Origin of the sequence: Corticicoccus populi (assembly GCF_042686195.1) — a bacterium.
Classification (GTDB): domain Bacteria; phylum Bacillota; class Bacilli; order Staphylococcales; family Salinicoccaceae; genus Corticicoccus; species Corticicoccus populi.
This window is the reverse complement of sequence record NZ_JBHUOQ010000001.1, coordinates 1,587,231-1,611,958: the sequence shown is the minus strand read 5'-3', so window position 1 is coordinate 1,611,958 and position 24,728 is coordinate 1,587,231. Positions and strand designations below refer to the sequence as shown.

23 protein-coding genes are annotated in these 24,728 nt (G+C 39.0%); 18 read left to right on the top strand and 5 right to left on the bottom strand.

The genetic code is table 11. The features are described from left to right. Window positions 1–136 precede the first annotated feature (136 nt). The 4 genes from ACFSX4_RS08155 to ACFSX4_RS08140 all read left to right on the top strand — a co-directional run bounded on the left by ACFSX4_RS08155 (window position 137) and on the right by ACFSX4_RS08140 (window position 4,172). On the top strand, window positions 137–718 hold the full coding sequence (locus tag ACFSX4_RS08155; RefSeq protein ID WP_377773379.1) for a TetR/AcrR family transcriptional regulator: 582 nt from the start codon (window positions 137–139) through the stop codon (window positions 716–718). A 27-nt stretch (window positions 719–745) separates the two neighbouring features. Continuing rightward, on the top strand, window positions 746–1,567 hold the full coding sequence (locus ACFSX4_RS08150) for a purine-nucleoside phosphorylase (protein ID WP_377773377.1): 822 nt from the start codon (window positions 746–748) through the stop codon (window positions 1,565–1,567). Between the two features lie 102 nt (window positions 1,568–1,669). Beyond that, on the top strand, window positions 1,670–2,893 hold the full coding sequence (locus tag ACFSX4_RS08145; protein ID WP_377773375.1) for a NupC/NupG family nucleoside CNT transporter: 1,224 nt from the start codon (window positions 1,670–1,672) through the stop codon (window positions 2,891–2,893). A 58-nt stretch (window positions 2,894–2,951) separates the two neighbouring features. Then, window positions 2,952–4,172 carry a CynX/NimT family MFS transporter gene (locus ACFSX4_RS08140; RefSeq protein ID WP_377773373.1) on the top strand — a complete coding sequence of 407 codons (1,221 nt, stop codon included), beginning with the start codon at window positions 2,952–2,954 and terminating at the stop codon, window positions 4,170–4,172. 60 nt (window positions 4,173–4,232) lie between these two features. Here the strand turns inward: ACFSX4_RS08140 and ACFSX4_RS08135 are convergent, their stop codons facing one another. Then, window positions 4,233–5,198: a phosphotransferase gene (locus ACFSX4_RS08135; RefSeq protein WP_377773371.1), complete on the bottom strand. Its 966-nt coding sequence runs from the start codon at window positions 5,196–5,198 to the stop codon at window positions 4,233–4,235. 338 nt (window positions 5,199–5,536) lie between these two features. Between ACFSX4_RS08135 and glmS the strand changes: the two genes are divergently transcribed. Next, on the top strand, window positions 5,537–7,336 hold the full coding sequence (gene glmS / locus ACFSX4_RS08130) for a glutamine--fructose-6-phosphate transaminase (isomerizing) (protein WP_377773369.1): 1,800 nt from the start codon (window positions 5,537–5,539) through the stop codon (window positions 7,334–7,336). Between the two features lie 379 nt (window positions 7,337–7,715). Then, window positions 7,716–8,525, top strand: coding sequence for a nucleotidyltransferase (locus ACFSX4_RS08125; protein WP_377773367.1), 810 nt, complete (start codon window positions 7,716–7,718; stop codon window positions 8,523–8,525). A gap of 118 nt (window positions 8,526–8,643) precedes the next feature. Here ACFSX4_RS08125 and ACFSX4_RS08120 read toward each other — a convergent pair whose 3' ends face one another. Then, a complete protein-coding gene (locus ACFSX4_RS08120) occupies window positions 8,644–8,925 on the bottom strand; it encodes a hypothetical protein (protein ID WP_377773365.1) in 282 nt (93 codons plus the stop codon). A gap of 199 nt (window positions 8,926–9,124) precedes the next feature. Here ACFSX4_RS08120 and ACFSX4_RS08115 point away from each other — a divergent pair, with 199 nt between their 5' ends. The 10 genes from ACFSX4_RS08115 to ACFSX4_RS08070 all read left to right on the top strand — a co-directional run bounded on the left by ACFSX4_RS08115 (window position 9,125) and on the right by ACFSX4_RS08070 (window position 18,510). Then, entirely contained in the window at window positions 9,125–11,056 is a 1,932-nt protein-coding gene (locus tag ACFSX4_RS08115; protein ID WP_377773363.1) for a fructose-1,6-bisphosphatase, read from the top strand. A 354-nt stretch (window positions 11,057–11,410) separates the two neighbouring features. Then, on the top strand, window positions 11,411–11,575 hold the full coding sequence (locus tag ACFSX4_RS08110) for a DUF2197 domain-containing protein (RefSeq protein ID WP_377773361.1): 165 nt from the start codon (window positions 11,411–11,413) through the stop codon (window positions 11,573–11,575). 76 nt (window positions 11,576–11,651) lie between these two features. Then, window positions 11,652–12,188: a GNAT family N-acetyltransferase gene (locus tag ACFSX4_RS08105; protein WP_377773359.1), complete on the top strand. Its 537-nt coding sequence runs from the start codon at window positions 11,652–11,654 to the stop codon at window positions 12,186–12,188. Between the two features lie 159 nt (window positions 12,189–12,347). Next, complete coding sequence (locus ACFSX4_RS08100; protein ID WP_377773357.1) at window positions 12,348–13,265, top strand: serine hydrolase domain-containing protein; 918 nt, start codon at window positions 12,348–12,350, stop codon at window positions 13,263–13,265. A 105-nt stretch (window positions 13,266–13,370) separates the two neighbouring features. Beyond that, entirely contained in the window at window positions 13,371–14,072 is a 702-nt protein-coding gene (locus ACFSX4_RS08095; protein ID WP_377773355.1) for a nucleotidyltransferase domain-containing protein, read from the top strand. Window positions 14,073–14,093: 21 nt separating this feature from the next. Further along, entirely contained in the window at window positions 14,094–14,522 is a 429-nt protein-coding gene (locus ACFSX4_RS08090) for an NUDIX hydrolase (protein ID WP_377773353.1), read from the top strand. A gap of 46 nt (window positions 14,523–14,568) precedes the next feature. Continuing rightward, a complete protein-coding gene (locus tag ACFSX4_RS08085; protein WP_377773351.1) occupies window positions 14,569–15,381 on the top strand; it encodes a metallophosphoesterase in 813 nt (270 codons plus the stop codon). Window positions 15,382–15,466: 85 nt separating this feature from the next. Then, the gene (locus tag ACFSX4_RS08080; protein ID WP_377773349.1) at window positions 15,467–16,543 is read left to right on the top strand and encodes a helix-turn-helix transcriptional regulator; all 1,077 of its coding nucleotides are present in this window, start codon (window positions 15,467–15,469) and stop codon (window positions 16,541–16,543) included. Window positions 16,544–16,681: 138 nt separating this feature from the next. Further along, complete coding sequence (locus ACFSX4_RS08075) at window positions 16,682–17,689, top strand: ROK family protein (RefSeq protein ID WP_377773347.1); 1,008 nt, start codon at window positions 16,682–16,684, stop codon at window positions 17,687–17,689. An 11-nt stretch (window positions 17,690–17,700) separates the two neighbouring features. Continuing rightward, entirely contained in the window at window positions 17,701–18,510 is an 810-nt protein-coding gene (locus ACFSX4_RS08070; RefSeq protein ID WP_377773345.1) for an HAD family hydrolase, read from the top strand. 51 nt (window positions 18,511–18,561) lie between these two features. Here ACFSX4_RS08070 and ACFSX4_RS08065 read toward each other — a convergent pair whose 3' ends face one another. Together ACFSX4_RS08065 and ACFSX4_RS08060 are read right to left on the bottom strand one after the other, a co-directional pair. After that, the gene (locus ACFSX4_RS08065; RefSeq protein WP_377773343.1) at window positions 18,562–19,182 is read right to left on the bottom strand and encodes an NAD(P)-dependent oxidoreductase; all 621 of its coding nucleotides are present in this window, start codon (window positions 19,180–19,182) and stop codon (window positions 18,562–18,564) included. A gap of 34 nt (window positions 19,183–19,216) precedes the next feature. Continuing rightward, on the bottom strand, window positions 19,217–19,690 hold the full coding sequence (locus ACFSX4_RS08060) for a pyrimidine dimer DNA glycosylase/endonuclease V (protein ID WP_377773341.1): 474 nt from the start codon (window positions 19,688–19,690) through the stop codon (window positions 19,217–19,219). A 270-nt stretch (window positions 19,691–19,960) separates the two neighbouring features. Between ACFSX4_RS08060 and ACFSX4_RS08055 the strand changes: the two genes are divergently transcribed. Then, a complete protein-coding gene (locus ACFSX4_RS08055) occupies window positions 19,961–21,325 on the top strand; it encodes an alanine/glycine:cation symporter family protein (protein ID WP_377773479.1) in 1,365 nt (454 codons plus the stop codon). A gap of 68 nt (window positions 21,326–21,393) precedes the next feature. On the opposite strand, the gene ACFSX4_RS08050 is transcribed toward ACFSX4_RS08055, so the two are convergent. After that, complete coding sequence (locus tag ACFSX4_RS08050; RefSeq protein WP_377773339.1) at window positions 21,394–23,139, bottom strand: glycoside hydrolase family 13 protein; 1,746 nt, start codon at window positions 23,137–23,139, stop codon at window positions 21,394–21,396. Window positions 23,140–23,437: 298 nt separating this feature from the next. Here ACFSX4_RS08050 and ACFSX4_RS08045 point away from each other — a divergent pair, with 298 nt between their 5' ends. Next, window positions 23,438–24,709: a sugar ABC transporter substrate-binding protein gene (locus ACFSX4_RS08045; RefSeq protein WP_377773337.1), complete on the top strand. Its 1,272-nt coding sequence runs from the start codon at window positions 23,438–23,440 to the stop codon at window positions 24,707–24,709. The last annotated feature ends 19 nt before the right edge of the window (window positions 24,710–24,728 follow it).

Sequence of the window (24,728 nt, the reverse complement as noted above, 5' to 3'; positions counted from 1 at the left end):
GTCCTTTTTAATTTGCGCAACAAATTTTGAAAACGCTTAATTAATTGTTGACATGTTGTAAATTATCACTTACGATACATTATGTAGACCGATTGGTCTATTATAGTTGATGTTAAAAAGGTGGCTGCGATATTTGATGAAACGAAATACAAGAGATGATATTATCCGTGCAACTGCTTCTCTTATGCAGCAAAAAGGTTATTTTGGTACCGGGCTCAATGACATTATTAAAGAAAGTGGTGCGCCGCGGGGATCAATTTACTACCATTTTCCTAACGGAAAAGAAGAGATTGCACAGGAAGCCGTAAAATGGACCAAAGATCATGTCACATCATTAATCAGACAGGAACTCGGAAAAAAAGAGGACGCATTATCAGCCATCCAGTTGTTTATAATGGACAGCGTGAAACGGTTTGAAGCGGACAAATATTTTTCAGGTGTGCCGATTGCAGCACTGGTACTCGAAACTTCATCTTCAAGCGATGTGTTGAAAGAGTGTTGTCATGAAGCTTTTGAAGAATGGTCGGGAGAGTTTACATCAAAAATTATATCCAACGGCTTTAAGCATGAAGAAGCGGAGCGGCTTGGAAAATGGATCAACTCTATGATTCAAGGTGCATTTATCAGTGCACTCGCAAAAGGAGACGGCGAGCCGTTAAGAAATGCAGCAGAGATGCTGCCGGTTGTTTTCAAGAAAACCGAAAATGTTAGGAAGTAATTAAATCAAATATAAAGGAGTTTTTTTATGCATAAGGTAGAGCATATTGAAGAAGCAAAGCAGTTTATACAGAGTAAGGCGGACAAAGTTCCAAATGTAGGAATCATTCTGGGATCAGGTCTCGGTGATTTAGCAGATAAGCTTGAAGACTCAGTCAGCATACCATATTCTGAAATCCCTCATTTCTCAAGTTCTAAAGCAGTCGGTCATGCCAATGAACTTGTAATCGGTACGTTGAATGGTCAGACAGTTGTCGCGATGAAAGGCCGTTACCATTATTATGAAGGCTATACACTGGACGAAGTAACATTCCCTGTACGTGTGATTAAGGCACTTGGTGCAGATAACTTAATCATTACAAATGCATGTGGTGCGGTAAATACTTCATTTAATCCCGGTGAGTTAATGCTGATTACAGATCATATCAATCTGGTTGGTACGAACCCTCTGATTGGTCAGAATAATGACGCGCTTGGTACACGCTTCCCTGACGTGTCTGAAGTCTACAATAAAAACCTTCGCCAGATCGCAAAAGGCGTTGCGGGCGAACAGGATATTACACTTCAGGAAGGTGTATACGGCTGGTGGAGCGGGCCGATTTATGAAACACCTGCTGAAATCAGAATGATTCGTACACTCGGTGGCGATGCGATTGGTATGTCTACAGTACCTGAAGCGGTTGTTGCGGTTCACGGCGGTATGAAAGTTCTCGGTATTTCATGCTTAACAAATATGGCATGCGGTATTCTTGATCAGCCGCTCAGCCACGATGAAGTGATTGAAGTGGCAGCACAGGCGCGCGGTAAATTTATCAGCCTTGTTGAAACAGTAATCGGTAGAATTTCCTAAGAATTAAAATCAGTCCAGGATGTCTGCACCAAGCCTGCATCCTGGATTCATTTTTTCTGAAATAGTAAGAAAAATCATAAAACTAATAATTGAGGTGGCTTAATGAACATATTATGGGGACTTGCCGGTTGTACGTTTATTGTCCTTATTGCATTCCTGATGTCTGAACGAAAAAAGATGATTAATATTTACACTGTATCTGTCGGTTTTATATTACAGGTCATTTTCGGCTATGTAGTACTTAAGTGGCAGTTTGGTAAAGACGTATTAATTTACATATCCGATGCGATTAACGGCGCAATCGGTTACGGTATGGAAGGACTTGAATTTGTATTCGGTCCGCTCGCCGGAGACAGTGATATTTCAATTTTTGCTGTAAATGTACTGGGCTTGATTATTTTCTTAACTGTCCTGATTGCACTGCTGTACCACTTTGGTGTGATGCAGTATTTAGTCCGTTATATCGGTGGTTTTATCGCAAAGATAATGAAAACATCCTATTCAGAGTCTGCAGTAGCAGCGGCAAATATTTTTGTCGGAAACACACAGGCACCGCTCGTCATTAAACCGTATATCGGCCAGATGACACGTTCTCAAATATTTTCATTGATGGTCAGCGGGCTTGCATCTGTATCAGGCGCAGTGATGATTAGTCTTGCTGCGATGGGCATTCCACTTGAGTTTTTATTGTCGGCGGCAATTATGTCGGCACCGGCGGGTGTGATGATTGCGAAGTTCATTATTCCGGAAACTGAGGAGTTAAATCCGAATGAGTGGAAAATCGCAAAAGAATTCAAAGAAGATGAGGTCGAGGAATCCAACGTCATTGATGTCATATTCACAAGTTCAAGGGAAGGTCTTCAATTCGCAATAAACGTCGGTTTGATGTTAATTGCGTTTATCGGAATTCTTGCTTTAATCAACGGAGGTCTTGGATTTGTCGGTTCATTATTCGGCTTTGAACAGTTATCTTTGGAATTGATATTAGGATATATTCTGGCACCTGTCGCATTCATCATTGGTATTCCATGGAGTGAAGCGGTCGCAGCAGGGAATCTGATCGCACAGAAATTCCTGCTCAATGAATTTGTTGCATTTGGTCAGCTGTCAGGAATGCTTGATGACTTCTCAGATAGAAGTATTGCGATACTGACGTTCGCTTTAAGTGGTTTTGCGAACTTTGGTGCAGCGGGAAGTATTGTCGGCATGCTGTCAAGAATTGCACCGGAAAGAAAGACGGAAATACAGCGTTTAATGTTCCGTTCATTAATCGGTGCGACGCTTGCCAATTTACTTAATGGTGCAATTGTAACAATGTTCCTCTAGGATTATATGATAAAAGTGGTAAGATGGAGAAATAGTAAATTAAAAGGAGAGGCATATTATGAAGAGTACTGCAGACCATCAAAATACAGTCAGAAATACGAGTGCAATCATACTTGTCATCGGTATTCTGATTGTCGCCTCTAATTTAAGACCGGCGATTACGTCAGTCGGTCCGGTAATCGGAATTATTCGTGATGATATCGGTATTTCCAACGGAGCGGCAGGACTTTTAACCAGTCTTCCGCTTGTAGCGTTTGCCTTGATATCACCGGTGGTTCCGAAGCTTGCACGGACATTTTCAAAAGAGCAGGCTCTGATAATCGGTTTTGTACTGATTATCGCAGGAGCATTTGTCAGGTCCACTGCACTATTTTTCCTGCTGCTCATCGGTACATTGATTGTCGGTGCGGGTATTGCGATATGTAATGTGCTCCTGCCGAGTATTATTAAGGACCGCTTCCCGCTTAAAGTCGGTCTCATGACGAGTGTATATACAACAACACTCAGCACCTGCGCTGCGATTGGTTCTGGTTTCAGTTACCCGCTCACAACAGCTGCAGGACTCGGCTGGCAGTTGTCTCTTCTTGTATGGACGGTTCCTGCAGTCATTGGGATTATTGTATGGATGGTCATTTTGAAGAAATATACGCCGAAGAAAACGACCTTTAAAGGAAAAACCGGTGGAATTTTCAAAGGAAATCTGATGTGGGGCGATAAACTGGCATGGATTGTCGCAGCTTATCTCGGGCTGCAGTCCATTCTGTTTTATGTCACTGTATCCTGGCTCCCTGAAATTTTGAATGATTCAGGTATTGAAATGCAGACAGCCGGATGGCTGTTGTCCTTCACATTAATTATCGGGATACCGGGGAGTTTCTTCCTTCCAATTATCGCAGCGAAAATGCAGAAACAGTCTATCCTCGGCTGTCTTATTGGAATGATGGGGCTGACAGGCTATACTTTAGTTCTGTTCGGCAGTTCGATGCCGGTATTAATCACAGGGCTTGTCCTTGTCGGTATTACACTCGGCGGAGGATTCGCACTTGCTTTGACGTTCATCAGCCTTCGTGCGAAAAACGCAGATCATGCAACAGAACTGTCAGGAATGTCTCAGTCAATTGGATACCTGCTTGCAGCATCAGGTCCTTTTGTCATCGGTTCAATCTATGATTTCACAGAAACATGGACGGTTCCTCTGATTGTATTGATGAGTGTCTGTGTGGTAATCGTTATTGTCGGTTATCAAGTCGGCAGAGACCGTTATGTGCTTAATAAATAAGCAGTAATATTAAAGATATATCAAAGAATCTCCTGAGGCGTTCTGCTTCAGGGGATTTTTTTAATAAAGATACGGCAGGACTTTACTTTTGAAACTGCTGATCTCTTCTAATTTAATGTCGTATGTCATTGTGACATCGACCAGTATGAAGTTTAAAAAGAACAGGCAGAAATACGCACGCCTGTATCCGGGATTAAAATCAAGATTGAATAATTTAAAACATGCTTCAAACTGCGTGTCATAGCCGCCGGTCAAATAACAGTCAAGGTACAGTTTCATACCGTCGACATCAAGAGTATTCCACATCATTTTGAAGAAATCATAAAAGAAAATATACCGGGAGGATTCATCCCAGTCAATGTAATACATAGTATTCGTATCTTTTTCAAATAAAATATTCGCACGCCATAAGTCGCCGTGGAGCGGAATGAACGGAAATTCGACATCATACAGCTCCGGTGGAATCATATTTAATATGTCCGTATAGTCTTCTTTCTTATCCAGATTCGGACTGTCTTTCAGAAGACTGTTTAGTGTCTGCCATTCTGCAGAATCATCCATCTCTTGAAAATAATTTAAATAGTCATCCAGTATCGTTTGGAATAACAGAGCACCGTAATTTCCAGAAGACGCATTAAAATAGATATATTTTTCTGTAACTTTCAGAGAATCATCATCAAAGCAGAGAATTTCCGGTATATTAAAGTACTGTGAAAAATAGTGATAATGGCTGAGTTTCTTTGAATAACGGCTGTGATTTTTGTGAAAGGTCAACACCTCGGAATTTGAGAAAATCTTGATGCCCCCGTCTGCTGCAAACCACAGTATATGTCCGTTAAAAAGAGAGGTGTCTGGATTAATATGAACAGGTTCTTTATTCAAATGAAAATCCTGAATGACCGGACGGTCTGTAGAGGATGCATGGACAAACATTCTCTCATTGTCATCAATGTAATAGTTGCCTGCTGTTAGAAAAGATGAATATTTCAGGAGGACATGATATTTATGTTTAGATATATATGACATGGAAAGCCCCTTTCCTTTAATACTTTCAGTATACTGCAGGGGGATATTGAATAAAACTTATTGTCATTGTGAATAAATTTTCATAAACTGATTGAAATGGCAGCGTGTTTCTTATACAATTAGAATGCTATGTAAAAAGGAGAGCAGGAAAAGTAAATCGGAATAGCGCCTGAGCAGAGGAATCTGCTGACGAGGAGGACAGATATCGAGAAATCGGCGGATACTGTCCCGGACACTGAAGTGTTCGTTAAACGGCATGTTAAAACATCCGGGTGACCGGATGGACAGAGCACCCGTTCATTAATCATTATTTTTCATATAAAAAGGAGATATTTAATATGTGCGGTATCGTTGGATATGTCGGAAATGACGACGTAAAAGAAATTTTATTAAAAGGTTTGGAAAAATTAGAGTATCGCGGCTATGACTCAGCGGGAATCGGAGTCAGAGGCGATGACGGTGTTAAAGTATTTAAAGAAAAAGGACGCATTAAGGCATTACGCGAGAAAGTGGATGCAGACTTCAATGCAACTGTCGGTATCGGTCATACAAGATGGGCGACACACGGTGAGCCGAGTGTTGTGAATGCGCACCCGCATCAGGATTCAGAAGGCCGTTTCACTTTAGTGCATAACGGTGTAATCGAAAACTACAGCCAGGTACGTAATGAATACTTATCAGGTGTGGAATTTGTTTCAGATACAGATACAGAAATCATTGTTGAGCTGATTGCGAAATTCGCAAAAGAAGGAACAACAGAGGAAGCATTTAAAAAAGCGCTGGATGTACTTCACGGTTCATTCGCACTTGGATTAATGGACAGAGACGACAAAGACGTAATTTATGTTGCAAAAAATAAATCACCACTCCTTCTCGGGAAAGGTGAAGACTTTAATGTTATCACTTCCGATGCAATGGCAATGCTTCATTTAACAAATGAATTTGTTGAATTGATGGATGGTGAAGTGGTACTTCTTAAGCAGGATGAAATCATCATTAAAGACGATGAAGGAAATGTCGTTGAACGTGATTCATACATTGCTGAAATTGATGCGAGTGAAACTGAAAAAGGGACTTACGATCACTACATGTTAAAAGAAATCAATGATCAGCCCGCAGCAATGAGAAAAATCATTCAGGAATATCAGGATGAAGCGGGTAACTTGAAAATTGATTCCTCTATTATTGAGCAGTTGAATAATTCTGACCGGATTTACATTATTGCAGCCGGTACAAGCTACCATGCAGGTTTAATCGGTAAAGAATTCTTTGAAAAATGGGCAGGAGTACCGACAGAAGTTCACGTGGCATCAGAATTTGTCTATAACACACCGTTATTGTCTGAAAAACCGTTATTCATTTTCATCTCTCAGTCAGGTGAAACAGCGGACAGCCGTGCGGTTCTTGTAGATATTAAAAAACGCGGTCACAAGTCACTGACTGTGACAAATGTACCAGGTTCAACACTTTCAAGAGAAGCAGATGAGACGTTAATTCTTCATGCAGGACCTGAAATTGCTGTAGCATCAACTAAAGCATATACAGCACAGATTGCGGTATTGTCTATTCTTGCACAGGTTGCTGCAAGAGAGCTCGGCCGTGACACAGGTATTGAACTGATGAAAGAACTTGCGAAAGTCACTACAGCAATCACAGCAATTATTGAAGATGCACCGAAAATTGAAGCGATTGTTAAAGATTATTTAGAAACATCAAGAAACGCTTTCTTTATCGGAAGAACACTGGACTATTATGTTGGTCTTGAAGGCGCATTGAAACTGAAAGAAATCTCCTACATTCAGGCAGAAGGATTTGCCGGCGGAGAATTAAAACACGGTACAATCGCTCTGATTGAAGAAGGTACACCGGTATTCGCTTTAACGACACAGGAAAAAGTCAACTTGAATATCCGCGGAAATGCTCAGGAAGTGGCAGCACGCGGTGCGAATGTATGTACAGTATCCATGGAAGGACTCGACCAGGAAGGTGACGCATATGTCATTCCACGCGTCCATTCATCACTGACAGCACTCGTTTCTGTAGTTGTGTATCAGTTTGTTTCCTACTATGCAGCACTGCACAGAGGAAATGACGTTGATAAGCCGAGAAACCTTGCTAAATCAGTAACAGTAGAATAAGAGAATAAGGTTTGATTTTAAAAATCGAAGCTTTGCCCCTTTGGCTATTATGCAGCCAAAGGGGTATTTTTGTGCCGAAACGAGAAAGAATGATTCAAATTGAGAAGTGGATAACATAAGATAAAGATCCTGATGCTACTATGAATTATAGGCAGTGATGACTTGTCATATTAGTGAAGAAACGGGTTGTTACGATTACACCATTTTTCTAATTAAGAAACACAATACCATGGATAAGCGTATTTGTCGTGAGTTGTGAAATCTGATATGATTATTTTGATTTAAATGAAGGGAGCATTAGATATGTGCTGTTCATGTTGCCCGGTAGTAGATATGAAAGACGTTCTGTAAATTAAAAAAACAGGAGGTTATTTTTCATATGCTGTTACAGGAGAAATTAATTAATATAATTAAAGAGAAGTGTGAGAAGGATCCGCGTGTTTCCGCATGTATGATGTATGGATCGTTTACAAAAGATGAAGGGGACAAATATTCAGATGTTGAGTTCTACATCTTTTTAAAGACTGCAGAAATTGAAGAATTTCAGTCCGATGACTGGATTAGAGGCGTTGCTCCATATGATCTGCACTTCATTAATGAATTTGGATCAGAAGTGGTTGTGTTTTCAAATTTAATCAGAGGAGAATTTCATTTTCAGTCTGAATCTGAGATTGAAGTGATTAAGACATTTAAAGAAACAGGCGTTTTCCCAGACACAGAATCCATGTTTATTTATGATGTAACAGGCAGGTTAGAAGCATGTTTAGATTATCTACAGGGTGAGGGACCGGATAGACTGACAAATAATAATGTCAATTTTGCTTTTAATAACTTTGTTAATACGTGGATAATGGGTATAAATGTTTTGAAAAGAGGAGAAGCTGCTCGTTCTTTGGAATGTTTAACATATGTTCAAAAATACGTTTTACAATTGATTAGAGTCCATGAAAAAAGTGTAGAACGTTGGCTGAACGCTACAAAAAACTTGGAAGATGATGTATCAGAAAAGGCATACAGTGAGTACACTTCAATTACGGCAAAGTTAGATAAAGAAGAACTATATCATGCTTATTCAAATGCACTGACTGTAGTTGAGAGATTGGAATGTCTACTGGCGGATCATTATAAATTTGATATTGACTCGGCGTTCCTAAAGAAATTACATGCTTATTTAACTAATCGCATTTAAATTGTAAGAAGAGTCAACGAAAATAGATAGATGTCTGAAATTTTAGATGCCTATCTATTTTTATTGAAGATATATTTTAAAAATTTATCATATTAAATGGATGCTTACACTGTATTTATCAAAATGGTCCGGGGAAAATAAAAAACAGGTAAATAAATAAGAGTAGCAAGACAGTATAAATAACAATTCGGATTGTTTTTTTCAACTGAATGTTTTTAATCACTTTTGTAAGAAGGATTAAAAGTATGGATATACCAGCTGAAAAAAGCATAAAGGATGACCAGTAAGCATTACCCGCACCTTCAGCAAAGATGCGTAAAGCTACTAGAATAAAAAACAAGAGCCATAAGGCAGATTCAATTCTTAAATATCTTGTTTGTATAACTTCTTTGTCGGACATTTTATCCACACCTGCTCAATTTTTAATATTATTCCTGTTTAAAGTAATCAATAAACATTTATAGTAAATTATTCTTTGTGTTTCTGGATTATTTATTTGGAGTGTCGAAATAGAGATACACTGAAGGTAATGTAAATCAGACTCCAATGTGTTATACTAATTAAAAATAATGTGACATACTCAAAGGGGGATTTTGAAGGTGGATACAAAATACCTTGATCTATTGGCAGATAAATTTGACAGTGAAGAAAAAGTCGTGACAGAACTCATCAATCTGGAATCAATACTGAACCTTCCAAAAGGAACGGAACATTTTGTAAGCGATTTACACGGTGAGTACCAGGCGTTTCAGCATGTTTTAAGAAACGGTTCCGGGAAGGTACTGGAGCGGATTAATGATATATTTAAAGATGTTTTGACTGAGGAACAGATTACGAATTTTGCGGCACTGGTGTACTATCCGGAAGACAGATTGAAAGTGGTCAAAGAACGGTTCGAATCGAAGAAAGACCTTGAGGAGTGGTATGTTGAGAAGATTCATCATCTGATTCATCTGGTGTCCTACTCATCATCCAAATACACCCGTTCAAAACTTCGTAAGGCACTGCCGAAACAATTTGTATATATTGTCGAAGAATTACTGTATAAAACAGATGAATTCACGAATAAAAAATCCTATTACGAAAAAATTATTCAAAAAATCATCTCGCTCGGTCAGGCGGAAAAATTAATCACAGGCTTATCCTATACAACGCAACGTCTCGTTGTGGACCATCTGCATGTTGTCGGTGATATATATGACCGGGGGCCGGAACCGGATAAAATTATGGATACATTAATTGACCACCATTCAATTGATATTCAGTGGGGGAACCATGATGTCCTCTGGATTGGTGCATATGCAGGTTCTAAAGTGTGCCTTGCCAATATTATCAGAATCTGTGCACGGTATGATAATTTAGATATTATTGAAGATGCTTACGGTATTAATCTGCGTCCGCTTCTGAACCTTGCGGAAAAATATTATGAGGATAACCAGGCCTTCCGTCCGAAAAAACATTCTGAGCAGAATATTACAGAGCAGGAGAAAATCCAAATTTCAAAAATCCATCAGGCGATTGCGATGATTCAGTTTAAGCTGGAAGCACCGATTATTAAAAGGCGTCCGTATTTTAATATGTCGGAGAGACTGGTTTTAGAGAAGACGGATCATGAAAATAATAAAATCACTGTTTACGGCAATACATATCCACTGGAGAATACATGCTTTAATACAGTAGACCCTGAAAATCCAGCCCGTATGCTCCCGGAAGAGGAAGAAGTCATCAGTAAACTTCTGTTGTCTGTCCAGCAGTCTGAAAAACTCAAGAGACATATGAACTTTTTAATGAAAAAAGGCAGTCTCTATTTAAAATATAACGGCAACCTGCTCATCCACGGCTGTATGCCTGTCGATGCAGACGGGAACATGGAACAGATGGAGATTGAAGGGGAGGTTTATAAAGGCAGAGCGTTACTCGATAAATTTGAAAACTACCTTCGCTATGCTTTTAAACATAAAGAGGTGACGGATGATCTCGCGACAGATATGGTGTGGTACTTATGGACAGGAGAGTTTTCTTCTTTGTTCGGAAAAAGAGCCATGACAACCTTTGAGCGGTACTTTATTACAGATAAAGCGTCTCATAAAGAAGAAAAGAATCCGTACTATTATCTGCGTGAAAATGTAGAGATGTGTGAAAAGATATTGAAAGAATTTGAATTAGATCCTGGACAGGGGCATATCATCAACGGACATACTCCGGTCAAAGAAATAGACGGTGAAAACCCAATTAAAGCAGACGGGAAAATGATTGTGATTGACGGAGGTTTCTCTAAAGCCTATCAGTCCACAACAGGAATTGCCGGCTATACTTTACTGTACAATTCATTCGGTATGCAGCTGGTTGCCCATCAGCATTTCAATTCGAAAGAAGATGTTGTACTGAACGGAGCAGATGTTTTATCCGTCCGCCGGGTTGTCGATGAAGAAGTAGAGCGCAAAAAGGTACGTGAAACGAATACCGGTGCGAGACTTAAAGAAGAAATTGAAATGCTGAATCAGTTGATGGCATACCGTTATATTAATTAAGGGTTAAAAGACTCTTTAGAACGGTACGTCACGGGATTACTGATTCAGTTGTGAGGCAGCGTATGAATGCATTAGATAATCACTGCGAATGATGAGATATAATTGTTGATATGTAAAAAGAATGGTATGGCTGCGGGTTCTGCAGTCGTATCATTTTTTAATGATGAAATGAAACTTTATACTGTATGATATGATGATCTAAAAAATCAGTTGCATAGAAGATGATTAATGATTGTCGGTTAACTGCTAATCATATTGATGGCACAGTGAAAATCAAAAGAATGACTTTGCCAGATAAGAATATACAGGGTTCAAATATTATTCAGAAAATGAGTTGAAAAGCGGATGAAAAAAATGGATTATTATAAAGTCGTTTGTGTATGCTGCAGAAGCAGCTTTACTGTTACGCCGGGGACAATGAATTATAAACAGTTTAAAAATAATAGAAAAGGGAAGTTCATTTGTGAAGACTGTCAGGAAAATATTAGAATGGAAGCCATTAAAAATTTGTTCGGCTAGTATTTAGATGACAGATATTTTATGATGATTGAAGAAATAATATAAATATATTTTTAATATAGAAAGGAACAGAAATATGAATTACTCTATCAGACAGGAACAGAGAAAAGATTATAAAGAAACAGAAGAAGTGGTGGAGAAAGCATTTGAATCTTTGGAGGAAAGTGATCAGAGTGAACATCATCTGGTTTCAAAAATCAGAGAATCTGATGCATTCATTCCCGAACTTTCGTTAGTCGCATGGAATGAAGAAAACCATCAAATACTTGGGCATATACTCTTGTCGAAGATTTTTATTGGAAGTGGCAGTGAGAAAGTAGAATCACTTGCGCTTGCACCGGTATCCGTGCTGCCGGATTATCAGGGTAAAGGTATCGGCAGAGCGTTAATTGAAAATGTCATTGCGCAGGCAGAAAAATCCGGATTCCAGTCAATTGTTGTACTTGGACACCCGGAATATTATCCGAAGTTCGGCTTTAAAAAAGCATCATCATGGAACATCGAAGCGCCTTTCGAAGTCCCAGATGAGGCATTTATGGCCCTTGAACTGAAAGATGGTGCACTGGATAATGTATCCGGAGTGGTTGAATATTCAAGTGCATTTATGGAGTAGAACATACTCATGCCGGTATCTGGCAAATAGTTATTTTACAGATAGGGGATTGTAGGACATGAGAATGAATGTTTCCAAAATACCAAAACTTGAGCCTGTATCTGATTATATTAAAACAGTGATGAATCAAACAGCAGTTCAGGGTCTGCTGTATTAATTATGCAGAATGATAAAGTTATACATGAATGTTACAACAGATATCATCATCTTGAAGAAGGTGCACGTTTAATTGATACTGAATCACAATTCAATGTGTATTCCGTAAGAGTCACATATATTGGGCTGGCAGCAGCAATAGCGATTTATGATGGTTACTTTAAATTAGACGAAAAATTAAAGTGTTTACTGAAAAGGTATAATGAAAATATCCTTGGTGATACGACCATAAAGCATTTATTGACACGTTCTACAGGCTTACTATTTCAAGAAGATTCTGTTGAAAGAGTAGCTGAACCAGGAATGAATGACAATAAGAAACGTCCGGATTTAGTTGCCGAGATAATCTATCATCAGACTGGACTTACTGTATCAGAAATTATTAATGAAAAAATTATTGAGCAACTGGGGTGGTCAAAAACAGAGTGGGTAACAGTCGGTAAAGAAAATTTGGTCTGTGATATATATGGCCCTGGTGAACCCCCATCTTTAAGAATTGAATCAAATAGAGGGGATGATAGAAACTTATATGTAAGTACAAGAGATTTAGTTTTCTGGGGACATCTCCACTTGAATAAAGGGCGGATTGGAGGTAAACAAATTCTCCCCGAAAAGATTTTTGATTTAGTAGTGACGCCACAAAGTCCACAAACCGTTCCTTCGTATCATCCAAAGTTTGGCTTCTTTTGGTGGATTAATGGCAGTTCTGAAAATATTACCTGGGAATATAATGAACTGGGAGATAATCTTCCTGAAGGTTCATTTCAAATTCTTGGAGCCTCAGGGTGTGTATGTCTGGTGATTCCTAAATACAATGTAGTTGCGGTTAGGATGCTTAATAGTTTATATGACAATGATTTTGATTATCTTGAAGATATAAAAACATTCGGAAATATGGTCATGGAAAATATTAACCAGTGACTTTCCATAAATGGTTTTGCAGAATGCAGAAGCTGTTTCATGTTTTAAAATTTAGAACATAATGTAAGAGGGATACACTAGTCATGTAGTTAAGGGGAGGGTGCTTTGAGTAAGTTATCTTTTATAAAACATGAAGTGCACTTAAATTTAGTGCAGTCAGTTTTAGCAGAATTCTCTAATAATGGTAAAATACTCGGAATAATGGTTGTCGGGTCAGTTGCACGTGGGGAGGCTTACCCTGATTCTGATTTGGACTTATACATTTTAATAGAGGATGGAATAGATAAAAATTTTCAAGCTGAGATAAGAGAAAATATTTTAGTTGAATATAAGTATTTCAGTTTTAAAGAGGCACAAAGGAACATGGAAAAGAACCCAATGGAAATTTATTCATTTTTAGATGGAGTAATATTAATTGATCGGGGAGGCCAATTGGCACAGTTAAAAATGAATGCCCGACCAAAACTGGACAGTTACTGCGTATCGAAAAAGGAAGTTCAGGGTATAATCCATTGGTTGTACAGTTCGCTTAATAAAATCAAAGCAGCAGAAAAAATGGAGGATGAATTCAAAGTATCATATATAATCAGTACATCAACCTGGACTATGTTGGAGGGGATTTGGGCAGTAAATAATCAGCCAATGCCTCCATCAGGTGCAGTTTGGACATATATTAAAAAATTAGACACTCTTAAGGAAGAGATGGATGAATTGCTCAGCGACTTATTTACTGAGGAACTGCAGAAACGTACCAGAGCCTTCATTAAAATCAGTCACTGGATTATTATTGAACTGAGGAAAAGATAAAATTAATGATAAGGAGTCCCCATGGCTGATAAAACAATACGGAATATCTCAATATGTGTATTCAGAAAGAATGATTCAATACTTGTGTTTGAAGATTATGACGATGTGAAAGAGGATTATTTCTACCGTCCTATCGGTGGCGGAATTGAATACGGGGAAAGAAGTCTTGACACTTTAAAGCGTGAGATTTATGAAGAAATCAGGGCAGAAATAGGCAATATCAAACTTTTGGATGTCATTGAAAGTGTGTTCACACATAATGGCAGGATTGGTCATGAAGTCGTGTTTGTATATGATGCAGATTTTATTGACCAGTCATTTTATGAGCGTACAAGTTTCTTTGGATGGAAAGATGACGGCAGTAAAATTAAATTATACTGGAAGCGAATCAGTGAATTTGAGAACGGCAATTTGAGGCTGGTGCCGGAAGGTCTGCAGAAACTTCTATAAAAGACACTGAACACAGGCAGGAATCTTTTAAATAAGGGTGGTTCAAATGGCTGTAATTTATTCGATGAGTGATATTCACGGCGATTATGATGCAATGATGGATACGCTCAGCTTAGTGGACTTGGATTCTGACAAAGAGAATAAACTTATTCTTCTCGGAGATTATATCGACCGGGGGAAAGACAGCTTCGGGGTACTTAATTATGTAAAGCAGTTGGAGGAAAACTATCCTGAACAGGTTGTCGTCCTGATTGGCAACCACGAAGAGATGTTTATGGATTGGTTACGGTTAAATGATGAAATTCAATGGCTGATTCAGGAGAATAATTTTAATACGGTGGAAAGTTTTTTCTCCAAGGAAGTATTTAATGCCATGACTTCAGAGATAGGGATAGAGAATGCTTCTTATTCTAAGGTCAGTGCGTATATGGCCGGGAAAATTAAAGAGCATCATCCTGAGCTTCTAAAGTGGCTGTTTAATAAAGAACAGAAGCCTTTATTTTATGAGACGGACAGACAGATATATGTACATGCAGGTATTTGTGAAGTGGATGAATCATTGTGGAAACAGGCAACAGAACGCTCTGAATTTATATGGAAATATCCCGCTGAGACAGGTTCATTCTATAAAGATATTATTGCGGGACACATTTCAACAACAGAGATAGCTAATGATATCAGCTGCCTTGGAAAGGTATACTGGGATCAAGAAAGTCACTTTTTTATTGACGGCGACACGCGGGCAAGCAGTATCGTACCGTTATTAAAATTTAATACTCTTTCAGGAGAGTATTCGAGCTTCAATAAGGCGATGGACGATTCATGGACAGAGTATCTGATTACAGTGAAGAAGTCCTGACTGTTTTTAATTTTTTTCGAAAGCACAAGAACTGTCAAAAGACTCCAATGAATGCCTTATATAATGGACGCAGGAGGTGACATTAATGAGTGAACAGGTGCAGTTGATGATTGACTGGATTGAAGACCGGTTAACAGAAGAAATTTCTTTAAATGACATGTCATACGATGTGGGATATTCACCGTATTACTGTTCTTTTAAATTCCATCAGGCCGCAGGCATTAGTATCCGTCGTTATATTTTGTTAAGAAGATTGTATTTATCATCAGTGGATTTGAAGAACGGAGATAGAATTTTAGATACAGCAGTGGAGTATGGATATTCATCACAGGAATCATACAGCAGGGCATTTAAATCTGTTTTCGGTATCAGCCCCGGGCTGTTTCAGCTGCAGAAGCAGCCGGTTCAGTCATATGTCAGACTCTTCATTAATGATGCAGGGAGCGGGATAAAGATGAATATCTCAAGAAAGTTGGAAGTTCGACAGTTACAGAATAAAAACAAGAAACTTTTTGATCAGGATGTTCTGAATGTATTAAATGGACAGCATATGTATGAGGAATTTAAACAAAATACGTTGATGGGAAATTCAGATTATGTGCCGTTTAACGAAGCAATGAGTGTAAATGAAGCAGTGGAACCGATTTTTGGAGAACACTTTATCGATGTACGGTCATCAGGGCACAATGAAACTGTGGAGAATTACATGAGAAAAGTGATTCATCCACTGTCACCACTTTTTGATAAAACCTACCAGTATATCGTTCTCTGGTTCGGTGAAGATATGTTCTGCCAGATGAACCTTCTCACAATACTTGCTTATTTGGAACAGTCTGGGTACTCGGGACGTGTATATTTAAACACTTTCAGGGAAGATGCGTTTAAGGTGAATCAGACTGAAATTATTTTAGGAAACTATTCTGAAGTATATCAATCGGTTCTCATCCGTCATGAAATATCGTCAAGTAATGTATTTCCGCTGATGTTTCAGGCAGTTAAGATATATTTGGATATGCTTCATGATGATAATGAAGTGATGAAATATATCTCAGAGCATCAACACTTGCCGGAAAAAGAATTAGTCCCCCGGTTGTTTAATCTTTTCCCAGAGATTGGGTATGGAGATACACAGTACATTCATCTGATTAATAAAATGAAGTAAAACTTTATGTCTGAGGTGCACTCCTAAATCCGGTGGCCGGGATTTAGGGGTTACAGTATATTTTACTTTCTTTTATGTATGTTATACACTTAATTAAGCACTTTAATTAAGTAGTTTAAATAAGGTGGTGACAGACAGATGAGCAGGGAAAGTTCTAAGATTAGAAGAAATAATTCGGATAAAATTATGAAAATGATGTTTCATAAAAGAAAAGCAGTTAAAGCTGAGATGTCTGAAGTGGCGGGGATCAGTGTGGTAACGATTAACTCTCTCGTTTCTGAACTTGTTGCAGAAAACCATTTGATACGGGGGGCGTATCAGAAACAGGAGACAGGGCGCCCTGCGATGGAATATCATTTTAATTATGATAAAGTATTTTACCTTTTGATTTCTATTCAGGAAAAGCAGGATAATCAGCCGGAGCGGGAATTGGAAGCGGTAATTAAAGTAGTCAATATGGAAGGTACAGAAGTTATATCATCGAAGAAATATTTCAATGACATCAGTATCAAAAGTATTGGGGACATTATAGATGAATATACACATGAGAAATATGAAATTGGGAAAATTGGCATATCGATTCCGGGTAAAATATCAAATGGAGTAATCACTTCAAGCTGGTACGGACGTTTTGACGGATGGAATATTAAAAAAGCGTTACATGAAGTGACACATCTCCCAATTGAAATACAAAATGATGCACATATTATTACGATGGGAATATGTCTGGAGAAAGATATTCCGCTTGATCAGAGTATTGTCGGTTTCTTCTATCCTGAAAAGAGTATGCCTGGAATTACGATTTTTTCAAAAAACCAGTTGATAGAAGGGCGGAACGGTCTTGCAGGTGAGGCAAAGTATCTCCCCATGCTGATGGATAGAAAGACTCCGGATACTGCTGTGGAACTGGCGGATAATTTGTCCAAAATAATGGCTGTTTATAATGTTGTGATTGCCCCTGACGTATTTATAATAGCGACTCAAAATGTTGATGAAGATATGATTAAAGCAGCAATAGAAAATGATAAAGATATTCAAAGACAGCCGAATGCACCCGAAATATGTTTTGGCAGTCATTTTCAAAACAGCATTACACATGGGCTGTTGTGGCTGGTAACAAAAGACACCATATATAAAATGAATTGAGAGGTATACATATGATTAAACTTGTATTAACAGACATGGACGGGACATTTTTAAATGAAAACAATGATTACAACCGTCCGCTCTATAAAGAGGTAAAGGAATTGATGGAAGAGCAGAATGTGATATTTGCACCGGTGACAGGTAAACAGTGTGAACGTGTTGAGGCATTATTCGGAGAGAATTCCAAAGATTTATATATTCTCGGGGACAGTGCGACACGTATCAAACATAATGGAACGTTTGTCTATGAATCACTCATCAATAATACATTAGGTCTGGAAATTATTGAAGCACTTGAAGAAATCAGTCTGGACTATACGATTATCGCTTGTACTAAAAATGGGGCTGTTATTAAACAGGGTGTTTCGGAAGATGAGATGAAATTCGTCAGGGGCTCATATGCGAATGTAATTGAAGTGGAGAATCTTCAGGATATTAAAGATGACTTTGTGAAAATTACGATTCACGACCCGCTGTTAAATTGTTTTGAAACAAAAGAGAAATTGTCCCGCTTCTTTGACTCAGCATATATTGTTGCATCTGAAGCTGCCTGGATTGATATTGCGGATGCCGGTGTTCATAAAGGCACAACTGTTGAAGCTCTGCAGGAGATGCTTAATATTACACCTGAAGAAACGATGGCGTTTGGTGACGGTTATAATGATCTTGAATTAATGTCACGGGCCAAGTACAGTTTCGCGGTCCGAAACGCAGTAGATGCTTTAAAAGAGGGATCGAATTTTATTACAAGGTCCAACAAAGAAGACGGCGTGATGCATACAATTATTGACATATTATCACTGCAGAAAAAAGCTGATTAAACATAGGCCCCTTCATATTCAAAGTCAGAGAATGTGAAGGGGTTAATGCTTTTAATAAGAAATACCGACGCGGGTTTTAATATATTCATCAGAACCTGCAAGACTGTATACAAAAGACGCAGTATCCTGAACTGAAATTTTAGTGCCGTTTTCCGGGAGATATTCACGCTCAGTACGGTAATGACCGACAGGCGGTTCATCAGGCAGGTATGTCGGACAGACAATCGTCCAGTCTAATGATGAGTCGTCCAAACTCCGGTAAAAGTTTTCATGTTCTTCTGCCGCCCGTGTCAATTTTCGTTTCGATTCGCCGGATTGATATCGGAGAATGTCCGGCTGGGTCCGGCTGTTCAGAATGCCGGCGGTTCCGACAGTGATGATGCGTTTGATTCCTTCTTTATTCATAGCATTTATAATTAACGGTGCAACGTCAGTTAAAGTAGTGGATTGATCAGTCCCGAGAGCACTGATGACCATGTCCACACCATGAACTGCCTGGAGCAGATCCGGTGCATTTATAACATTTCCTTCAATTACATTTAATCGTTCATCTTCTATTTGAATTTTCCCTGAATCACGAACGAGAGCGGTCACTGAATGACCGTCTTTAAGAGAATAATTCAGTATATGAGAGCCGACTCTGCCGGTCGCTCCTAATAATAAAATATGCATTAATTTCACCCTGTCTTTGAATAGTATTATCATTTTAAATTTTTATACTGCACCGTGCCGGTATTTTATCTCCCGCCCACTTCGTAAATAATAAAGTCTCATATTTACTGTATGCTTCTTCTGTACTGCATTTATCATCTCCGAAAACATAAAAAGGCGGCAGTTTTTCCATGCTGAACTCATACGAATATTTGGGATTCTCGATAATCGCATACAGTGTTTCAAGTTTTGTCTGGAAATCAGCCGACCGCTTCCCACCTCTTTTCCCGTGCTCTATATCCATTGCTTTCAAAAGTTTTACTGTGTCATGTAAATAGGGATGCCCGTTATTATAAACATGTTTCACCACAGGGTGATGCCGGTACCTTGTATTTGCATCAATAATATCTTTTTGAGCCAGACAGACACGTATAATCTGGTACAGCTCCAGCACTTGTTTCGACAGACGCCTGTTATCCAGAAACGCTGCACTGATTTCATGGTCTTCATTTACTCTGAAAATCTGCATAGTATGAATCCGCCTTTTGATTTTTAACTCAGTTATTTCTATAATCCATTGATTTTACCCGCTCGTCATATAGATGAAACCATATGTTGTCCTGTACAAAAGCAGGAGATGAAATGTTAACAAATAATATAATGAATAAAATTATTAAAATAAATAATTATTCAAAATTTTCATTTTCTAATAGATTTTTTAGAAAAATTTGTATAAAATAAATGAACGGAATGTATTTTCATAACATTATTAAACATTAAGGGGAAATGTGGAGTGGAAATGATACAACAGATTGTAGATACTATTAATGGTATTGTATGGGGCCCGATTACTCTTTTTTTAATTGTCGGAACAGGAGTATTTTTAACGTTTCGTCTGGGGTTTATACAAGTAAGAAGTCTGCCTTATGCGCTTAAACTTGTATTTACTAAAAGTAAGAAAGGGGATAAGAAGGAAAAAGGGGACATCACACATTTCCAGTCATTGATGACTGCAATGGCTGCAACGCTTGGAATAGGTAACATGACAGGGGTTGCTTCAGCGATTCTATTAGGTGGTGTTGGTGCTCTTGTCTGGATGTGGGTTGCTGCATTTTTTGGGATGGCAACGAAATACAGTGAAGCAATTCTTGCAGTAAAGTACCGTACTGTAAATCACAAGGGTGAAATATCAGGCGGTCCGATGTATTACATAGAGAAAGGCCTCGGCTGGAAATGGCTGGCTGTTTTGTTTGCATTATTTGGTTTCCTGGCATCTTTTGGAATAGGAAATATGACTCAGTCAAATACCGTGGCAGGTTCATTACAGGCAACTTTTAATATTAATCCATGGATTACTGGATTTGTTCTGATGGTGCTGACAGCACTTGTTTTACTTGGAGGTATTAGAGGGATAGGGATGATTAACGCTGTATTTGTACCATTTATGGCATTGTTTTATCTCTCAGGTGGATTTATTATTATTCTCCTCAATATTACGGAAGTACCGGCGGCATTTGCGGTAATTTTCGAAGCAGCATTCAATCCTCAGGCAGCTGGTGCAGGTGCGATTGGTATAGCGATTCGATATGGTATTGCCCGTGGTGTATTCTCGAATGAAGCAGGGCTTGGTTCTGCTCCAATCGCTGCAGCTGCAGCGAAGACGGATTATCCAGGCAGACAGGCACTTGTATCTATGACGGGAACATTTCTGGATACGATGATTGTATGTACAATCACAGGACTAGTCATTGTGATGAGTGGTCTGCACTTACAGCTTGGTGCGGATGCAGCACCTGTCCTTACAGGAGATGCTTTCGAGTCATTCCTTCCTGGTTTCGGTAATTATATTGTCGTATTCGGTATTATATTCTTTGCATATTCAACAATCATTGGATGGTCATATTACGGTGAAAAATGCTTTGGGTACATCTTTGGAGACCGTAATACAATCTATTATAAAATTGTTTTCTGTATCGTTGTCATGATCGGTGCCGGTCAGACGGTACAGCTTGTATGGGATATCGCGGATATTTTTAATGCACTGATGGCAATTCCAAACTTAATTGCACTTTGCTTATTGTCGGGAGTGATTGTTTCTGAAACCAATCGATTCAGGGAAGTAAGAAAAAGAGAGAAGGCGGAAGCGAAGAAGCTCGCAGGATAAAGTATATTATTATTTGGTGAGTATGTAACATAAAAATCCGGTGAAGGTGTACCTTCACCGGATTTTGCTTATTTTACTTTTAAAATCAGAAAATCATTTGCTTCAACGCTTACATCCTCAGTAATTTCTAAATCTTTCTGACTCCATAAATCAGTTATTCGATTAAAACTGCTGTTCAGAGCAATTTTTTTAGATGAATTCCCTGGATTGATGAAGAAATGAACCGTTTCATTTTCTGTTGATCTGACAAAATGGAAGCAGGATTCGCTGTCTTCCGGTTGAATAATACGCAGCTTTCCATGAGTAAAGGAAGCTTCTTCTTTCCTCAATTCTATGAATTTCTGTACAAATGATCTAAGTGATGTGTTTTGCTTTTCTTCATCCCACTCCATACATTTTCTGCACTCAGGATCTTCACCGCCGGTCATTCCGATTTCATCTCCGTAATACACACAAGGTGTACCCGGGAATGAAAACAGTAACGCATACAACAGACGGACTTTCTTAATGTCCTCGCCGCATTCTGTCAACACTCTCGGCGTATCATGACTGCCGAGAAGATTAAAGGCAGCTTCATTGCTTGTTTCTGTATATGAGGCATAGGATTTTGCGAGCTGGCTGGCAAAATCCACTGTGTTGATTTTTTCCCGTGCAATATAATCGAGTCCCGGCAGTGTGAACGGATAGTTCATTACCGCATCAAACTGATCGCCCTCAAGCCATGGAAGGGAATCGTGCCATATTTCGCCAAGAACATATAAATCCGGCTTAATGTCTTTCACTCTTTTACGGAATGCACGCCAGAATGCATGGTCAACCTCATTGGCAACATCCAGACGCCAGCCGTCAATATCAAATTCTTCAATCCAGTATGCCGCAACATCTAGAAAATAGTCGCGTACTTCCGGATTTTCTGTATTTAGTTTAGGCATGGACTCGACATAACCAAAAGTACCATAATTGGCAGGATAGACATCTTTCACTGGGAATTCATGCACATGGAACCAGTCTTTATACTTAGATTTCTCCTGGTTTTTCAGTAAATCCTGGAACGGGCCGAAATACTGTCCGCTGTGATTAAATACAGCATCAAGCATGACACGTATACCTCTTTTATGGCATTCGGCAACTAATTTTTTAAAGGTTTCTTTATCCCCGAACTGTGGATCGATTTCCATGTAGTCAATCGTATCGTACTTATGATTTGAATGGGCTTTAAATATCGGTGTCATATAAATACCATTGATACCGAGATCAGTTAAATAATCGAGATTGTTTAAAATACCTTCAAAATCACCCCCGAAAAAGTTGTCGAGTTTCGGTGCTTCACTCGCCCACGGTACTGCATTTTCAGGGTCATTTTCCTTGTTTCCATTCGCAAAACGTTCAGGGAAAATTTGATACCATACAGTATCTTTGACCCAGTCCGGGGTTTTAAAAATATCTATCGGATTGATGAAGGGGAAGCAGAAATAATACGACATATCATCTGTAACGATGTCTTGCTGAAATCCTTTTTCCGCATAGAATAAAGTATCAGTGTCATCACTGATTTCAAAACCGTAGCGGACCCTTCTGTCCGGGACAGTTAATTCGACAAACCAGTAATCAAATAAATCATCAGATCCGCTGATTGTCATACTTTTCTGTTCGTAACACCATTTTCCGTCTTTCCAGTTGTACGGATCCCCATATATCAGGCTTACTTTCCCGGCATCATTTCTTTTTGTTTTCAGACGGATATGCAGTGTTTCTTCTTTATAGGCATAAGCAAAATTACCTTTTGGTCTGTGATAAACAGCTTCTTTTAACATAAGACTCCTCCTTAAAATAAAACAACCCCTGTTTTTCAATTAAGAAAACAGGGGTTGTTGTGTGACAAAGCATTGCCCTCAAATTTGGTTGGTCATTCAATCTTTAAATACATTATCTACAAAAAAATACGTATAAGTCAAGAAAGAAAATATTTTATTTTGAAATGACGATTCACAATTTTAGTGAAAAACTTTATTTTTTGAAAGCCCTTGCAAAAATAAAATGAATCGATTAGAATAATTTTATAACACGTTGTGCATACGTTTGCACAAATCAAAACAAAGGGGTGTTGGCAGTATGAAGGGTATGAAGCGATTATTTCCACTTGCTACTTTAGCGTTTGTAGTTTTTCTTGGGGCATGTGCGCCTGACAGAGAAGTACCAGGTGAAGACAGTGCAGCTGGGGAAGCAGAGGAGAAGCCGGAAGAGCTGGTCATTTGGATGAATGATCAGGATGAACAGATGGAAGCAATTAATGAAATTGTTGAAAAGTATGAAGAAGAAGAAGGTATTTCAGTCAGAGTTGAAGGACATGCAATGGTTGAACAGCTTCAGCAGTTGTCACTTGCAGGTCCGGAAGGCAACGGGCCGGACTTATTCTATCAGCCGCATGACCAAATTGGAAATATTGTGGCACAGGGGCTTGCAGAACCGCTTGATGTCAGCGATGATGTGCTCGATAGATATGTGGACGCAGCAGTAGATGCGGTTACTTATACTTATGATGATCAGACAGAAATTTACGGGATTCCGGCAGTAATTGAAACATATGGTATTTTCTATAACGAAAGCATTGTTGGAGAAGCACCTGAAACGATGGAAGATGTTCTTGGTTTCCTTGAAGATCACACAGACACTGCCAATGATGAATATGGGTTTTTAATGCGTCCGAATGATTTTTATTTCGCATATCCGTTTATCGCAAACTACGGCGGTTACATTTTCGGCGGAGAGCCTGGAAATTATGATGTGACAGATGTCGGTCTGGCAAATGAAGGCGCGATTGAAGGCGGCGAATTTTATCAGCAGTTCTTCGGTCCTGGAAAAATACCTGCAGGAACAAATGCAGATATTATTGATGGTTTATTTACAGAAGGAAAAATTGGTTCAGTTATCAACGGACCATGGAGTATCCCAGGTTACGAGGAAGCACTTGGAGATGATCTCGGGTTTGCACCGTTTCCTATGATTAATGGTGAGCCAAGCTCAACGTTTGTCGGTGTTAAATCATGGATGGTTTCATATTACTCGGAAAATAAAGACTGGGCACAGGATCTGGCAACATTTATTACAAATGAAGAAAATCAGCAGCTTTACTATGACACAGCCGGAGAGCTTCCGCCTCATGCAACAGCACTGGATAACATTGAAGATGAGATGTATGCAGCTTTTGCAGAGCAGATTGAACATGGTGTACCTATGCCTAGTTCGCCTGAGATGGCACAAGTGTGGGAGCCGATGCAGAATGCACTGCAGTTCCTGGCTGAGGGACAGGACCCTCAGGAAGTACTTGAAGAAGCAGAAGCACAGGTTGAGACGAATATCCAGTCTGCAGGCGGCGGAGAATAATTTAAAAGAGGAGTTTATC

Bases quoted from the DNA above. Each gene is read 5' to 3' on its own strand.
- ACFSX4_RS08155 (WP_377773379.1), top strand. From the start codon at position 137: ATGAAACGAAATACAAGAGATGATATTATCCGTGCAACTGCTTCTCTT.
- ACFSX4_RS08150 (WP_377773377.1), top strand. From the start codon at position 746: ATGCATAAGGTAGAGCATATTGAAGAAGCAAAGCAGTTTATACAGAGT.
- ACFSX4_RS08145 (WP_377773375.1), top strand. From the start codon at position 1,670: ATGAACATATTATGGGGACTTGCCGGTTGTACGTTTATTGTCCTTATT.
- ACFSX4_RS08140 (WP_377773373.1), top strand. From the start codon at position 2,952: ATGAAGAGTACTGCAGACCATCAAAATACAGTCAGAAATACGAGTGCA.
- ACFSX4_RS08135 (WP_377773371.1), bottom strand. From the start codon at position 5,198: ATGTCATATATATCTAAACATAAATATCATGTCCTCCTGAAATATTCA.
- glmS (WP_377773369.1), top strand. From the start codon at position 5,537: ATGTGCGGTATCGTTGGATATGTCGGAAATGACGACGTAAAAGAAATT.
- ACFSX4_RS08125 (WP_377773367.1), top strand. From the start codon at position 7,716: ATGCTGTTACAGGAGAAATTAATTAATATAATTAAAGAGAAGTGTGAG.
- ACFSX4_RS08120 (WP_377773365.1), bottom strand. From the start codon at position 8,925: ATGTCCGACAAAGAAGTTATACAAACAAGATATTTAAGAATTGAATCT.
- ACFSX4_RS08110 (WP_377773361.1), top strand. From the start codon at position 11,411: ATGGATTATTATAAAGTCGTTTGTGTATGCTGCAGAAGCAGCTTTACT.
- ACFSX4_RS08105 (WP_377773359.1), top strand. From the start codon at position 11,652: ATGAATTACTCTATCAGACAGGAACAGAGAAAAGATTATAAAGAAACA.
- ACFSX4_RS08100 (WP_377773357.1), top strand. From the start codon at position 12,348: ATGCAGAATGATAAAGTTATACATGAATGTTACAACAGATATCATCAT.
- ACFSX4_RS08090 (WP_377773353.1), top strand. From the start codon at position 14,094: ATGGCTGATAAAACAATACGGAATATCTCAATATGTGTATTCAGAAAG.
- ACFSX4_RS08085 (WP_377773351.1), top strand. From the start codon at position 14,569: ATGGCTGTAATTTATTCGATGAGTGATATTCACGGCGATTATGATGCA.
- ACFSX4_RS08080 (WP_377773349.1), top strand. From the start codon at position 15,467: ATGAGTGAACAGGTGCAGTTGATGATTGACTGGATTGAAGACCGGTTA.
- ACFSX4_RS08075 (WP_377773347.1), top strand. From the start codon at position 16,682: ATGAGCAGGGAAAGTTCTAAGATTAGAAGAAATAATTCGGATAAAATT.
- ACFSX4_RS08070 (WP_377773345.1), top strand. From the start codon at position 17,701: ATGATTAAACTTGTATTAACAGACATGGACGGGACATTTTTAAATGAA.
- ACFSX4_RS08065 (WP_377773343.1), bottom strand. From the start codon at position 19,182: ATGCATATTTTATTATTAGGAGCGACCGGCAGAGTCGGCTCTCATATA.
- ACFSX4_RS08060 (WP_377773341.1), bottom strand. From the start codon at position 19,690: ATGCAGATTTTCAGAGTAAATGAAGACCATGAAATCAGTGCAGCGTTT.
- ACFSX4_RS08055 (WP_377773479.1), top strand. From the start codon at position 19,961: ATGATACAACAGATTGTAGATACTATTAATGGTATTGTATGGGGCCCG.
- ACFSX4_RS08050 (WP_377773339.1), bottom strand. From the start codon at position 23,139: ATGTTAAAAGAAGCTGTTTATCACAGACCAAAAGGTAATTTTGCTTAT.
- ACFSX4_RS08045 (WP_377773337.1), top strand. From the start codon at position 23,438: ATGAAGGGTATGAAGCGATTATTTCCACTTGCTACTTTAGCGTTTGTA.